15 protein-coding genes are annotated in these 12,598 nt (G+C 69.6%); 7 read left to right on the top strand and 8 right to left on the bottom strand.

The genetic code is table 11. The annotated features are described in order from the left end of the window. Positions 1–6 precede the first annotated feature (6 nt). From OG205_RS05795 to OG205_RS05775, 5 genes are all read right to left on the bottom strand, one after another. The gene (locus tag OG205_RS05795; protein WP_330275196.1) at positions 7–1,530 is read right to left on the bottom strand and encodes an FAD-dependent oxidoreductase; all 1,524 of its coding nucleotides are present in this window, start codon (positions 1,528–1,530) and stop codon (positions 7–9) included. After that, complete coding sequence (locus OG205_RS05790; RefSeq protein WP_330275195.1) at positions 1,527–2,219, bottom strand: class I SAM-dependent methyltransferase; 693 nt, start codon at positions 2,217–2,219, stop codon at positions 1,527–1,529. Before OG205_RS05790 ends, OG205_RS05795 begins: the two co-directional genes overlap by 4 nt. Further along, positions 2,206–2,523, bottom strand: coding sequence for a lycopene cyclase domain-containing protein (locus tag OG205_RS05785; protein WP_330278111.1), 318 nt, complete (start codon positions 2,521–2,523; stop codon positions 2,206–2,208). The genes OG205_RS05790 and OG205_RS05785 overlap by 14 nt, the downstream gene beginning before the upstream one ends. Then, a complete protein-coding gene (locus tag OG205_RS05780; RefSeq protein ID WP_330275194.1) occupies positions 2,516–2,842 on the bottom strand; it encodes a lycopene cyclase domain-containing protein in 327 nt (108 codons plus the stop codon). The genes OG205_RS05785 and OG205_RS05780 overlap by 8 nt, the downstream gene beginning before the upstream one ends. A 100-nt stretch (positions 2,843–2,942) precedes the next feature. Continuing rightward, on the bottom strand, positions 2,943–3,404 hold the full coding sequence (locus tag OG205_RS05775; RefSeq protein ID WP_330275193.1) for a hypothetical protein: 462 nt from the start codon (positions 3,402–3,404) through the stop codon (positions 2,943–2,945). Between the two features lie 220 nt (positions 3,405–3,624). Between OG205_RS05775 and OG205_RS05770 the strand changes: the two genes are divergently transcribed. Next, positions 3,625–4,212 (top strand): histidine phosphatase family protein, encoded by a 588-nt coding sequence (locus OG205_RS05770; RefSeq protein ID WP_330275192.1) that lies wholly within the window; start codon positions 3,625–3,627, stop codon positions 4,210–4,212. Between the two features lie 578 nt (positions 4,213–4,790). On the opposite strand, the gene OG205_RS05765 is transcribed toward OG205_RS05770, so the two are convergent. Genes OG205_RS05765 through OG205_RS05755 form a run of 3 tightly spaced genes read right to left on the bottom strand, consistent with a single transcriptional unit; the run spans position 4,791 to position 7,794 of the window. Then, positions 4,791–6,131, bottom strand: a complete 1,341-nt coding sequence (locus tag OG205_RS05765) for a PEP/pyruvate-binding domain-containing protein (protein ID WP_330275191.1) — start codon at positions 6,129–6,131, stop codon at positions 4,791–4,793. Further along, the gene (locus OG205_RS05760) at positions 6,119–6,721 is read right to left on the bottom strand and encodes a transcriptional regulator (protein ID WP_330275190.1); all 603 of its coding nucleotides are present in this window, start codon (positions 6,719–6,721) and stop codon (positions 6,119–6,121) included. The genes OG205_RS05765 and OG205_RS05760 overlap by 13 nt, the downstream gene beginning before the upstream one ends. After that, on the bottom strand, positions 6,718–7,794 hold the full coding sequence (locus OG205_RS05755) for a TetR family transcriptional regulator (RefSeq protein WP_330275189.1): 1,077 nt from the start codon (positions 7,792–7,794) through the stop codon (positions 6,718–6,720). Before OG205_RS05755 ends, OG205_RS05760 begins: the two co-directional genes overlap by 4 nt. A 418-nt stretch (positions 7,795–8,212) precedes the next feature. On the opposite strand from OG205_RS05755, the gene OG205_RS05750 reads away from it, so the two are divergent. From OG205_RS05750 to OG205_RS05725, 6 genes are all read left to right on the top strand, one after another. Continuing rightward, a complete protein-coding gene (locus tag OG205_RS05750; RefSeq protein ID WP_330275188.1) occupies positions 8,213–8,548 on the top strand; it encodes a LuxR C-terminal-related transcriptional regulator in 336 nt (111 codons plus the stop codon). Positions 8,549–8,755: 207 nt separating this feature from the next. Further along, the gene (locus OG205_RS05745; protein WP_330275187.1) at positions 8,756–9,568 is read left to right on the top strand and encodes a DUF4142 domain-containing protein; all 813 of its coding nucleotides are present in this window, start codon (positions 8,756–8,758) and stop codon (positions 9,566–9,568) included. Further along, positions 9,559–10,392, top strand: coding sequence for a 4Fe-4S domain-containing protein (locus OG205_RS05740; protein ID WP_330275186.1), 834 nt, complete (start codon positions 9,559–9,561; stop codon positions 10,390–10,392). The genes OG205_RS05745 and OG205_RS05740 overlap by 10 nt, the downstream gene beginning before the upstream one ends. Then, positions 10,389–11,609, top strand: coding sequence for an NAD(P)/FAD-dependent oxidoreductase (locus OG205_RS05735; protein ID WP_330275185.1), 1,221 nt, complete (start codon positions 10,389–10,391; stop codon positions 11,607–11,609). Before OG205_RS05740 ends, OG205_RS05735 begins: the two co-directional genes overlap by 4 nt. A 31-nt stretch (positions 11,610–11,640) precedes the next feature. Continuing rightward, on the top strand, positions 11,641–11,916 hold the full coding sequence (locus tag OG205_RS05730; RefSeq protein WP_330275184.1) for a hypothetical protein: 276 nt from the start codon (positions 11,641–11,643) through the stop codon (positions 11,914–11,916). Continuing rightward, positions 11,916–12,593: a DUF742 domain-containing protein gene (locus tag OG205_RS05725; RefSeq protein WP_330275183.1), complete on the top strand. Its 678-nt coding sequence runs from the start codon at positions 11,916–11,918 to the stop codon at positions 12,591–12,593. The genes OG205_RS05730 and OG205_RS05725 overlap by 1 nt, the downstream gene beginning before the upstream one ends. The last annotated feature ends 5 nt before the right edge of the window (positions 12,594–12,598 follow it).

Here is a 12,598-nt window from a genome sequence, read left to right as displayed (position 1 = left end):
CGACGATCACAGCGTCCTCCAGCGTCGGGCGACCGAGCGCAGCAGCGGCACACGGCCCTCGGCCGGCACGGTCCACAGCTCGGTGCCCGCGACGCCCCAGCGGCTCAGCAAGTGGTTGGCGGCGGCGAACCCCGTGGTGGCGGCACGTTCCATGAGCGCGACGGGCAGGTCGATGCGCACGAGATCGCCCGCGACCACCAGGAAGTCGTCCGGTGTCCGCACCCCCGGCCGGTTCGCGTAGCCCCCTGCCGGGAACAGCGGGCAGTCCTCGCGCAGCTCGTGCCGTTCGTCGATCACCCCTGCCCGCTTGGTCTCCGGGTAGACCTCGGTGAGCTGCTCCCAGAGCCGGGCGCGTGCCGACCGTTCGTCCACATCGGACGGGAGCGCGTACCCGTGCAGTTCCACCACCGAACCGCCCGTGCGGGCCGCCCACGCCCGTGCCTCGTGCTCGTAGTGGTCCAGAACGCTGATGTTGTCCAGCAGGTCGTGCCCGCCGGTGCCGAGGAAGCCCGGCCGGTCCGGGTCCACGGGCGTGTCCAGCCAGTACCTCGACACGAGGAATCGGGGCGCGGTGCGCAGCCCGCCGACCTTCTCGCGCCACGCGGCGTCGCCGAGCGTGGGCGACTCGCCGACGAGTGCCCGCAGGCCTTTGACGTCCGCGGCGAGCACCACGGCGTCCGCCTCGATCGCGCCGTCGCCGATGGTGACGGAGAACCGCTTCTGCTCGCCCGGCCGCACGGAGCCGACCTCGACGCCCGTGCACACCGTCGCGCCCAGCAGGGCGAGGTGGCGCCGGAGCGGCTCCCACAGCCCGTGCGGGAACGGATCCGCGGCCACGTCGAACAGCAGTCCCTCGTCGGAGCCGAGGAAGTAGATGTGGAACATCACCGCGAGTTCCGCGGCCGACATGCGGGTGGGGTGGGCGAAGAAGCTGCGGGAGAACACCTCGAAGGCGAGGGCGTGCGCGGCCTCCGGGAAGCGGATGCGTTCCAGGTAGGTCGCGGCGTCGATGCCGTCGAGCTCCTCGTACACCCGCGGCACCGACACGTCGAGCAGCGACAGCGCGGCCCGCGCGTTCACGTCGGGCAGGTCGCGCCAGCGGAACGTGGGACTGCTGCGCAGGAAGGCCAGCGCGTTCCACGGCACCGCCGTCGGGAGGTCCGCGAAGCTGTCCCGATGGCCCGAAGCGTGTTGCAGCGGGTAGTCCGGCAGTCCGACCAGGGCGCGTCCCGCCGGGTCGACGCGCTTGAGCAGTGCGCGAAGGTTGTAGTACTGCCGGAAGAACGCGTGGAAGCCGCGCGTCATGGTGGCGTCGCTGCCGTCCGCGAGCCTGGTGCTCCAGCCGCCGACCCGTCCGCCGAGGTAGTTCTCCCGTTCGCACAGCACGACCTGCGCCCCGCGTTCGGCGAGCAGGGTCGCCGCGGAGAGCCCGGCGATGCCACCGCCCACCACGGCGACCACGGGGGCGTCCCCCTCGAACTGCGCGCGCCCGGCCGGTGCCGGGATCCGCACGGCCTTGCGATCCCTCACCGCTGCTCCTGTTCCGGCGCGTGGCCGCGGAAGGTGTGCACCACGCCGAGCTGCAGGCCCGGCACCGGAGCGCTGCGCACGCCGACGAAGCCGTTGCGCCGCAACCGGTCCCGCAGCGCCGTCGCCCCGTCGAAGTCCATCACGCTGCGCCACAGGTAGGTGTAGAGCGAGCGGTCCCCGGTGGCCAGCCACCCCGCCGGCACGATGAACCCGCACAGCACCGTCCACACTGCCGTGCTCAGCAGCGAGTCGCGCACCGAGTACTCGTGCAGCACCAGCGTTCCGCCGGGTTTGAGCGTGTCGCGGAGCCGGCTCAGCGTCGCGTCCGGCTCGGGCAGGTTGCGCACCAGGTAGGCGGCGAACACCGCGTCGAACGGCCCCTCGTCCACGTCCTCCGCCCGGCCGTGCACGAACCTCACCGTCGCCGGCCAGCGCTTCTCCCGCGCCCGCTCGATCATGCCCGCCGAGGCGTCGACGGCGACGATGTCCACGCCTGGCGCGGCGGCGACCAGAGCGGCCGTGGAGGCGCCCGTGCCGCAGCCGAGGTCGAGCACCCGCATCCCGGGGCGCAGGCCGAGCGCTCTCGCGGAACGGCGCAACGCCTGGTGATAGCCGGGATTGAGCCCGACGAGGAAGTCGTAACCACGCGCCGCGCGGTCGAACTTCGCCGGCACCTCAAGCTTGTTCACGCGCCACCCTTCCCCGTTCCCACAGCAACAACACGGCGGTGACCATGGCGAACCCGTAGAGGAAGTCCTCCACCGGGATGTCCCACGGCACCCGCACCCCGCTGATCGCCCAGTCCGCGTACAGCACGACGGGCGCGTCGAGCTTCGTCAGCCATCCGTCCACCGGCACCTGGAACCCGAGCACGATCACCATCGTGATCCAGTAGGCGGGCCGGCTGAACAACCCCGTGCGCAGCACGCAGAACTCCAGCAGCAGCACCACGACGACCGCCGCCATCGCGGCGAGCGAGTACTCCTCAACCATCACGCAACCAACGTTCCGAACGTCCCCGGACGGCCTCGTAGGTCAGCACCGCGCAGAGCGGGATCGCCAGGAAGAACAGAACTTCCTCGATCGGCAGCACCCCACCGATCAGCACCCCCGTCGTCGCCTCGGGGTGAAAGCTCCAGTGCCCGCGCAGGATGGCGACGACATCCCAGACCGCCAGGACGAGCAACACAGGTGCGATGGCGCGCGCCAGGTCGGGAGCACGGCGGTAGACCCCGCGTCCCATCCACTCCAGCGGCAACGTGATGAGCACACACACGCCCAGCACCACCAGGTATTCGTACTGGCTTCGCATCGCCGACCTCCCGCAACGACCGTATGGGCGGCGCGGCGAGTCTGCACAACGGCGAGAGGACTTTCATGCGATTCGTTGGCGGAGCGAGGTTCCACCGCCGTCAGGTCGTCTCCGCCTTGGAGATCGCGTAGTAGGCGTCCACCGTGTCACCGTCGATGCCCACGTAGGTGTCGATCCACGCCGCCGCGGCACGCACCAGCACCAGCAGCGCGTCGAACCGCTGTTCCTCCGCCAGCATCCCCAGCGCCACCACGACCCGCCCGTCGTCACCACAAGCCAGGCCGCTCAGCACCTCCGAGGCCACCTCGGCCGCCTGCACGGGGATCTCCTCACCCGGCGCCGCCGGCACGGAGACCGGAATGCGCACGGACGGATCGAGCGATCCACGCGGAACGCCGCGCAGCAGGATCGCCGCGCACGTGTCGATCGCGACCATCCTCAACCGCTCGTCCGATGCCAGGCACCGCACGGCCTCGATGGACCACCGGTGATCACGCCTGTTGATCGCGCCCACCGCGGCCAGGGTCACTTCCCTGGCCTGCACGTCGTCGAGCCGCTGCATCGACTCCCTGCCTCCTCCACAGTCGGCCCCGACTGGAATGCGCCCCCGCGCACCACTTTTGTGTCACTACAACTCAGCAATGGTCGAACGGCCTCAAACACGCTGCATGACGAGTGGCCCGCAGTTCACCCGTCCGCAGCAACGCATTCGATACGGCTATCGACTCACTTCGACAACTCAGATGTTGCTAACATCCGAATACTCACAACCTGGGAGAGACATGGCGACTCGACACCTGTACGTCGTGCGGCACGGCGCAGCGGACCCGTTCGGCGAGCTGACCAGCACCGGCGAACAACAGGTACACCTCCTCGGCAAGCGCCTGGCCCACCTGCCGATCGACGCCGTGTGGCACTCACCCCTGTCCAGAGCAGCAAGCACCGCGCAGATTCTGGGCGAACACCTGCCGAACGCCCCCGTGGGCGAAGCGCCCGAACTGGTAGACCACATCCCCCACGTACCGGCCACCCCTCCACCCGCGTGGGCGGGTTTCTTCGACGGCTTCGACGCGACGGAGGCAGCCGCCGGTGCGCACCTCGCGGAATCCCTGACCACCCGGTTCGCCCACCCCACCGAGACCGAGTCACACGAGGTCCTGGTCACCCACGCCTACCAGGTGGCCTGGCTGGTCCGACACGCCCTGGACGCGCCTGCGGACCGCTGGCTGGCGATGAGCTGCGGCAACACCGCCCTGACAGCCCTCCAGTTCCGCGACGGCACACCGCCGACCTTGCTGCTGTACAACGACATGAGCCACCTCCCGGCGGAGCTGCGCTGGACGGGTTTCGGTCCAGGCACCCGACCTTGAGACCAGGCCACCGCTGAACCACGGCCTCCACCTCGGCCCGGTCCCGGGCGCGTCGTCCGCCCACTCCGCAACCGGCGCCCGCGGCCGTCTTCCGACCTATGACCGCGAATTTCGCTGGGACAAGGCCTCCACGACACCAGCCACTTACCCCACGGCACGCCGCACACCCCACCGCCGGCACGTCCACACGGGCAGGCCGGGCACCCAGCGACGCAAGTCCGCGTCCCGAACGTACGGGCACAACCCGCCCTGTCCCGCAAGACACGGCCAGCGCGGCACCCAGGCACTCGCCTCCACAGCGGGCCACGCACCGGACCGCCACGCTGCCACGCGATCGCCCATCCGATCTACGACGCGAGCTTCTCCGGAACGAGGCCCGCACGGCACCCGGTCGCTCGAACCCACGACATGGCGCGCACCTGACCGATACGAGGCCACGCCCTCAAGCGCAGCGGGGTGATCCGCCCTGTCCTCGCCGGAGCACCGCCTGCAGGTACCCCAGGCACCCGCCCTCACAACGTGCAACGCACCCGACCAACGGTAGGGCCGCCACACCCCACACTCAGGCGTAGCCAGCCCTACCGTTGGCGCAGCACCGCCTGCGCTGCGCGGAGGCGCTCGGCCTCCTCCCGCTCCGACCAGTCCCCCGACACCTCGTCGGCCCACCCCAGCAACCGGTGCAGGTGCTCGTCCGCCCCGGCCGTCACGACCCGCGCCGAACCGACGACGACCGCACCGCTCGTCCCGTCGATGGTGACGGTCGCCCCCACGCCGACGGTGTGCCCACCCACCGTCACCGAGTCGGTGCCCACGACGAGGTCGGCGACCCCCACGACGGCCGGTTTGCCCATCGAGCGCGCGACGACGGCCGCGTGGCTCGCCGGGCCTCCTCGCGCGGTGACGATGCCGGTGGCCGCCGCCAGGCCGCGGATGTCGTCCGGTGACGTCTCCGGCCGCACCAGGACGACCGGGCCGCCGGCGGCCATGCGGACCGCCTCGTCGGCCGTGACCGCCACCCGGCCCGACGCCACTCCCGGGCACACGCCCAGCCCGCGTGCGATGACGTCCGCATCTGGGGCGATTCGGGTCGTGCGCACGTGCCGGAGGTGCTGAGGCGAGACGCGGAGCAGGGCAGCGTCGCGGTCGATCATGCGCTCGTCGACCAGGTCCGTGGCCAGGCGGACGGCGGCGGCTCCGGTGAAGCGTCCCGGCCGCACCTGGAGCAGCCAGAGCTTGCCCGCCTCGAAGGTGAACTCGACGTAGCAGGCGTCGCGGTAGTGCTGTTCAAGAAGGTACAGCGCGGCCAGAAGGTCGCGCCACACCAACGGTTCGCGGTCGGCCAAGGCGTGCAGCGGGTTGGTCAGCGCGCGGCCGGAGACCACGTCGGAGCCCTGGTGTCCGAAGAGGACCTCGCCGAACGGCACGTTCTCGCCGGTGTCGGGGTCGCGGCTGAAGGCGACGCCGGAGCCGCTGTGGTCGTCGCGGTCGCCGAACACCATCCGTTGCACGATCACGGCCGTGCCCGAGTCGTGCGGGATGCCGTGCAAGGTGCGGTAGGTGCGTGCGCGGGGCGTTTCCCATGACGAGAACACCGACTTCAGTGCCTCGTCGAGGGCCTCGGAGGTGGGATGCAGGTTGAGGATCGTGTCCATCATGCCGGGCATCAACACGGCGGCCCCGGAGCGCACCGAGACCAACGCCGGCGTTCCCATCGTCTCGACGGCCGTCGCCAGCTCGTCAGACAACCCGTCCGGCAGTTCGCCGTCGCGCAGGAAGGCGCGGCAGGCCTCGGTGGTGACGACTACACCGGCGGGTACGGGCAGGCCGAGGCGGTGCAGCAGCACCAGGCCGTGAGCCTTGCCTCCCACCACTTCCGGCGGTTCGGCGAGCTCGGCGGAGAGGTGCCTCACCCACCCCATCGCGCGATCCCCAGCGTGGCGAGCAGGTCCTCGTGCAGCTCGGCCCACACCGTGTGGAACGAGTCGATGGTGTCGGCCAGGTGCTCCAGCTTTCCCGCCTGTGCGCGGGCCAGGGCTTCGGCCAGGCGCGGTTCGTACCGGGCGAACCTCGGAACGGCGGCGGCCAGTGCGGCGATCACCACTACGGCGCGGGCGTGGAAGTCGGCGAACAGGCCGAGAACTCGGGCGTCGTAGACGGTGTCGGTGTGGTCGTTGATGACGCCGTCGACGGACCGGACCTGCCACGCCGTGCAGAGGTCGAGCAGTTCGGGGTTGAGCACGAGGAACGCGTCGAACGCCTCCATCAGCGCGGGGCGCGTCCCGGCCGCCTCCAGCTCGGCCTTGGTCCCGGCGGCGTCGGCGGCCCGGCCGGACTCGGTCAGCGCCCACCCGCCGAAGCCCTTGTGGTGCGTGACGAGACCGGCGACCGCGAGGTCGATCAGTTCGGACTCCACTTCGGACTCTTCCAACCCGGTGAACGAGGCCACGCGGGCGAGTCCGGTGGTGCCGACACAACGCAAAGCGTGCAACACCATCAGGTTCGCGTTCACGACGTCGCCTCCCGCCTGCGCGCACCCGCCGCGTAACCGGCGCCGCGGCCGTCGGCACGGGCGACGATCACGCCGTTGCGCACGCTGACGGCGGACTCGGTGTCGTCGCCGGGATCGGTGAGGCCGATCGCCGACGCCACCAGCGCGTCGCCGTCGAGCACCAACCGCACGTGCTGCCAGGCCTCGGGCGCGAACACCCTGCGCAGGCATCCGACGGCATCGCTCACCCGAAGCCGGACGAGACGGCCGGTCTCCTCCGCGTCACCGGTGACGACGACCACCGTGACCTGCTCGCCGGGCTTCGCGGACCGGACGGCTTCCTCCGCCGCGCCCAGACGTCCAGCGCCCAGTACCACCACCAGGCCGTTCGCGAGGTCGACCGGATCACCGCTGATCTGGTCGACGAGGCCCTCGGGGATGGTCCAGGCATCCGCGCACGTCCGCGCCGGGGCAACGTAGGGCAGGTGCGGAGGAGCCCAGGTGTCCTTCAGGTCGATCCCGCCCAAGTGGCGGCAGGCGTGCGCCACGTCGAACGGGTCGCCGAACCCCGGCAACGTCTCGGCCCGATGGCCCGCCCCGTCGAGCAGCGTGAGCACCAACTCGGCCAGCCGCACCTGCCGGGCCGGCGCGCCTCGCTCCAGGGCGATGGCCAGCAACAACGCCTCCAGCCTGGCAACCTGCGCCAACACCGCCGGACCATGCTCGTCCTCGAGAACGCCTTCGAGCGAACGCAACTGCAGACGGCCGCCCGGCGCCGAGTCACCCACCAACGGCAGCCGTTCGAGCCAAACCCTCGCGAACACGCCGAGCGCGTCGACCCTCGAGGAAGGCGACACGATTGCCCGCGGCTCACCGGCAGCGACCTTCTCGATCTGGTCGATCAGCACGGCCAGGTACAGGGCCCGCTTGCTCGGAAAGTTCGAGTACACCGCGCCGCGCGTCAGCTCAGCCCGGTCGGCGATCCGGTCGACCTTGGCCGGCACGAACCCGTGCTCCGCGAACTCCTCCCTCGCCGCCGCCAGCACCGCGGCACGAGTGCGCGCCTGCTGCTGCACCCGAGTCAGCCGAACCATCGCCACTCCCGCCAGACGCACTTGGGATGTTCTCATCATCCAGATTACCCGAACCTTCGAGTGCGACGCCCTGCGGGTATGGAGGACGACCCAGCCGGTCTTGGACGGTCCTTCGAACTCCGCAGAGGCTGGAGGCACCACCGAGGAAGGAAGCCGCCGCAGGCTGGCACGCCTGACGCCCAAGCGGCGCCAGCACGCCCCTCACAGCGGGCTGTGGAATGTCAGTAGGCGACGGTGGTGCGGCGCTGGACGGCCTCAGACCTGGCCGATCCCGCCGCCGACCGGTGGTGACCGCGTGTGCACCCTCCACGGCGAAACCTCGCTGCGACAGCGCCAGCAGAGACGCTCCGAGAAGAAATGAAGTCCGCGGAGCCAGGCTGTGCGCAGCAACTAGGTCGAACGGAGCAGAGGAGGGGCGATGCGCTGGATCACAGTGCCGGTCAAGGCTTCGGATCCGCTCGTCCACACGGGGATCGACGCGATGCTCCGCGCCTGCGCCCAGATCGACGTGCTCGGCGAGGCGGCGAGGGACGACGCTGATGTCGTCGTCCCGGCAGAACGAGTGGTGAGTGCCGGACGTCTGCACGCGATCGTCCAGCGTGGAGCGGGGAAGAACGTCGACGAGATCGCGACGAGAATCGGCTGCCCAGAGGGAACGATCCAAAAGACTCTGAGTCACATGATGCGCAGACTCAACCTGAACAACCACTCCCACGCGGTCGCCTACGCGTTCCGATCCGGCGCACTGACCTGACCCGAAAGTAGCAGAAAACGGCCGAGCAAGCTGTTTGTACAGAATCTTGAGCTGCACAAACACCTTTAGCGCGCCCAAAAACAAGGCTATCCCACTCGGGACCCAGAATCGGCAAGAAATGGCATGACCATTCCCGATGAGCGGTTCCGAGTGTTGACTCGGTACTGCCGACCGGTGACCAGAACACTCGTGGAACGGAGCGCATGAATGCACATCTTCTCGCGTGCCGCGACAACATCTCGCGGCGAGCGGCAACCTCTTGCGGTTCGGCTGCTGTTCGTTCTCGCGGTCACCCTGATGCTGACGTCGTGCGGTGTCTCCGCCACCGGAGGCTGGCACGGGGAGGTGCCCGGCGAGCACGTCCGCAAGCACACGACTCTCGACTCGCCGCACGGCCCGCTGTACCCGGCCGACGTCAAGCTGCTCGTGGCAGTCGCCCAGGCCGGTCTGTGGGAGGCGCCGGCGAGTGAGGACGTCGCACGTCGCAGCACCAACCCGAAAGTGCGCAAGGTCGCCGAGCAGCTCGCCACGGAGCACCACGCGTTGCACGAGAGCAACATCGCCGCCGCCGACCGGCTGCAGGTGCAGCTGCCGCAGGCCCCCACCCCGCAGCAGAAGGGCTGGCAGGACGAGATCAGGGCCGCCGGCGGTGACGAGCTCGACCGGACCTACGTCAACCTGACCAGGGCCGCGCACGGTTCGGTGTACATGGCCATCACGACCGTCCGTTCCACTACTCAGAACGACGTCATCCGCTCGATGGCGGCGATCGCCGAGGACTACGTCGCACGGCACATGTCCCTGCTGGAGAGCACCGGACTCGCCACTTTCGACGCTCTGGCCGTCCATTCCGGAACGGACGCGCGGTACCAACCGGTCCCGGCTCCGATGGACCTCGGGCTCGGCATCAGCCTGGCCGTCGCGGTCGGGCTCGGAACCCTGGTGCTCGTCCGGCTCGGTTCGCGGACGCGGCCCGTCGAAGCCGCCGAGGAAGACGAGGAGGCGGGACAATGGGCCTGACGAGTCTGCACGAGACAGTGCTCGCGGTCGGCTACACGGGCAACGACAACGGTGTCCGCAGCGTGGTCGCGTTCTCCGCGCGGTTGTCCTACCTGTCGATGTGCCTGACGCTGTGCTGGGGCATCTTCACCGCCACCGGCTGGATCCGCCGCTTCACCGGACATCACGCGCTGCGCAGCGGACATGCCATGCTCGCCACCTTCACGCTGGCGACGGCAGCCGTGCACGGGCTCGGTTTCTGGTTCCTGGACGAGCAGCTCGTGGTCGGCGCACAGGTGTTCATCCCGTTCCTGAACGGGTACGTGCGGCACGCGCTGGGAATCATCGCCTTCGATCTGCTGGTGGCGATCATCGTCACCGCGGGCATGCACCGCCTGTTCCGCTATCGGAACTGGTTGCGGTTTCACCAGACCGCGTACGTGGTCTTCGCGCTCGCGGTCACCCACGCGTGGTGGGGCGCCTGGGCGAACGGCAACTTCGAGTTGATGTGGCTGGCTGGGATCACGGTGTCCGCCCCGGCGCTCGCGCTGGCCGCGGTCCGGTTCGTGCCGCCCAGGGTTCTGGTCAGGATCGGCCTGATCGAGGGTGACGCGAGCGAGGTGGCACCGATCGACAAGGCGGCGCCGCTGAAGATCAGCGTCGACAACCAGCGGTGTCACCGTTACGGCTTCTGTCAGTCCGAGGCTCCGGACGTGTTCCAGCTGCGCGAGGACGGACGGCTCGCCTACCGGCAGAGCCCCGAGGTGTCGCGCAACCTGGACGTGCTCTCGGCGGCGCGGTCGTGCCCGATGCGGGCCATTGAGATTGCGGGGAGGGAATCGTGAGCGAGCTGCCGCGAATCGTGATCGTCGGAGCGGGGATCGCCGGGCTGTGTTCCGCGGAACGGTTGCGGGAACTCGGGTTCGACGGCGAGATCGTCATCGTCGGATCCGAGCCGACGATGCCGGTGTACCGCCCGTCGCTGTCCAAGCAGTTCCTCACGGGCGAACTCGGCTCCAAGGACGTGCTGACGGCACCCGCCGAGGATCTCGGCGCGACCTGGCGGCTGAACACCTCGGTGTCCCAGCTGGATCCGCGCCGCCGGGTCGTGCACCTGCCCGGCGGAGAGGAACTGGAGTACGACGGCCTGGTCATCGCGAGCGGTGTCGAGCCGCGCAGGCACCCCGGCGGACTGAACGGGCATCCACGGGCAGCGGTGATCCGCACCCGCGCGGACACCCGGCGGCTGCGCCAACTGCTCGACGGATCACGTGAACAGGTCGTGGTGATAGGTACCGGCTTCATCGGCTGCGAGGTGGCGTCGAGTCTGCGGCACATGGACCGGCCCGTCACCGTGGTCGGCCGAGCCAACGTGCTGATGAACAACCTGCTCGACAACGACCTGGCGACACGACTCACGGATCTGCACCGGCGCAACCGGGTTCGGCTGGAGCTCGGCGCGAAGGTGGACTCGTGGGCAGGCGGCTCGTCGCGGATCGACCTGCTGCTCTCGAACGGGCGGAGTCTCAGCGCCGCCTGCGTGATCGTCGCGGTCGGCTCGGTCCCGGCGGTGTCGTGGCTGCGTGACTCCGGTGCCAGGCTCGACAACGGCGTGGTGTGCGAGGCCACCTGTCACGTCGAGGGACTGGAGGACGTGGTCGCCGCCGGTGACGTCGCGTCCTGGCCGAACCTGCGGTTCGAGACCACCCCGCGTCGCGTGGAACACTGGACGAACGCGATCGAGATGGGTCGTGCGGCGGCGGAAAGCCTGTTGAGCGGCCGGGAGTCCGCGACACCGTTCACACCGATCCCCCGGTTCTGGTCCGAACAGCACGGCCTGCGCATCCAGGCGGCCGGCATGCCCGCGGCAGGAACCGAACGCGTCTCACTCGATCCTGTGTCCACTTCGGAGCGCTCGCTGACCGGCTATCTGCGCGACGACGAACTCGTGGGCGTCATCGGCTTCGACCGGTCGGTGGCGGTGCTGAACTACGCCAAGAAGCTGCAGAGCAAGGGTTTCATGACCGGGGCAGCACGCCCGCAGTCACTCCTGTCCGCCTGACCGGTCAGTGGTTGAAGAAAGGAGGTCCGTCGTGCGGCTGAGTCCACGAGCGTTCGTCATGGCGCTCACATTCCTGGCAGGCGTCGCCTTCGCAGTCGCGCAGTCGCCCAACTTCTCGTCGCTCACCACCGTGGTCAACGTGCTCACCTCGGACTCGACGCACTCATTCCAGGTCACCGTTCCGCTGCCCTACCGGGAGCCCCAGCGAACCCTGCTGGCGCCGGTTCCGGCAAGCAGGTTCGACGTCACCTGGCCGCTGTCGGAGCGAGGGATAGGCATGCGAACCGATCACGCGACGGAGGGCTGATGATGAGCTGGGACAGCACCGCGTCGTCGCACCCTTCGCCGAGGCCCCAGAAACGACACCTCCCGGCCTCGTCCGAGGCGGTCCGGTTCGGCGGCTGGACCGACTACCGCGAGTGGGCCGAGCACGACTTCCGTGATCGGTCTCCCGCCGAGGAACCCGGCGCGGCCTCCCAGGGCGCGATCGTGGTGGAAGCGCTGACCGATCTGGTGCCGATCAAGGTGCTGCTGGAGGAGGACGCTCAGGGCTCGCGGAAGGGTTGTCTGATTCCGTCGAGCGGCCTGGCGATGACCGACCTCGAACCCGAGCCGGAGCTCGACGTCGAGGACTCGGCGATCATCCGGCCGTACGTGCGCTCGGGTGGCCGGTCCGAGGTCAAGTACGACCTCGAGTTCGAGACCTTGGTCGAGGCCGCCCGCCCGTACGCGTCCCTGCCGGCCAAGGACCTGTCAGAGGATCAGCGGCACATCTGCCGGGTGTGCGTGGTACCGCAGTCGGTCGCGGAGGTCGCGGTGGCGATCTCCGCACCGCTCGGGCTCGCGCGCACGATCATCAGCGAGAGCATCGAGAGGGGATACCTGCGGGTCCATCAGAACATTTCCATTGTGGACGGACTGCCTCCGATGGATCTGTTGCGGCGGGTCTACTCCGGTCTCGCCCAGCTTTCCGACGCGCGATGAGTCCG

The organism is Lentzea sp. NBC_00516, assembly GCF_036346835.1.
Classification (GTDB): domain Bacteria; phylum Actinomycetota; class Actinomycetes; order Mycobacteriales; family Pseudonocardiaceae; genus Lentzea; species Lentzea sokolovensis.
This window is presented reverse-complemented; position numbering and strand designations above follow the sequence as displayed.

Bases quoted from the DNA above. Each gene is read 5' to 3' on its own strand.
- OG205_RS05785 (WP_330278111.1), bottom strand. From the start codon at position 2,523: ATGGTTGAGGAGTACTCGCTCGCCGCGATGGCGGCGGTCGTCGTGGTG.
- OG205_RS05780 (WP_330275194.1), bottom strand. From the start codon at position 2,842: ATGCGAAGCCAGTACGAATACCTGGTGGTGCTGGGCGTGTGTGTGCTC.
- OG205_RS05775 (WP_330275193.1), bottom strand. From the start codon at position 3,404: ATGCAGCGGCTCGACGACGTGCAGGCCAGGGAAGTGACCCTGGCCGCG.
- OG205_RS05770 (WP_330275192.1), top strand. From the start codon at position 3,625: ATGGCGACTCGACACCTGTACGTCGTGCGGCACGGCGCAGCGGACCCG.
- OG205_RS05765 (WP_330275191.1), bottom strand. From the start codon at position 6,131: ATGGGGTGGGTGAGGCACCTCTCCGCCGAGCTCGCCGAACCGCCGGAA.
- OG205_RS05755 (WP_330275189.1), bottom strand. From the start codon at position 7,794: ATGGTTCGGCTGACTCGGGTGCAGCAGCAGGCGCGCACTCGTGCCGCG.
- OG205_RS05750 (WP_330275188.1), top strand. From the start codon at position 8,213: ATGCGCTGGATCACAGTGCCGGTCAAGGCTTCGGATCCGCTCGTCCAC.
- OG205_RS05745 (WP_330275187.1), top strand. From the start codon at position 8,756: ATGCACATCTTCTCGCGTGCCGCGACAACATCTCGCGGCGAGCGGCAA.
- OG205_RS05740 (WP_330275186.1), top strand. From the start codon at position 9,559: ATGGGCCTGACGAGTCTGCACGAGACAGTGCTCGCGGTCGGCTACACG.
- OG205_RS05725 (WP_330275183.1), top strand. From the start codon at position 11,916: ATGATGAGCTGGGACAGCACCGCGTCGTCGCACCCTTCGCCGAGGCCC.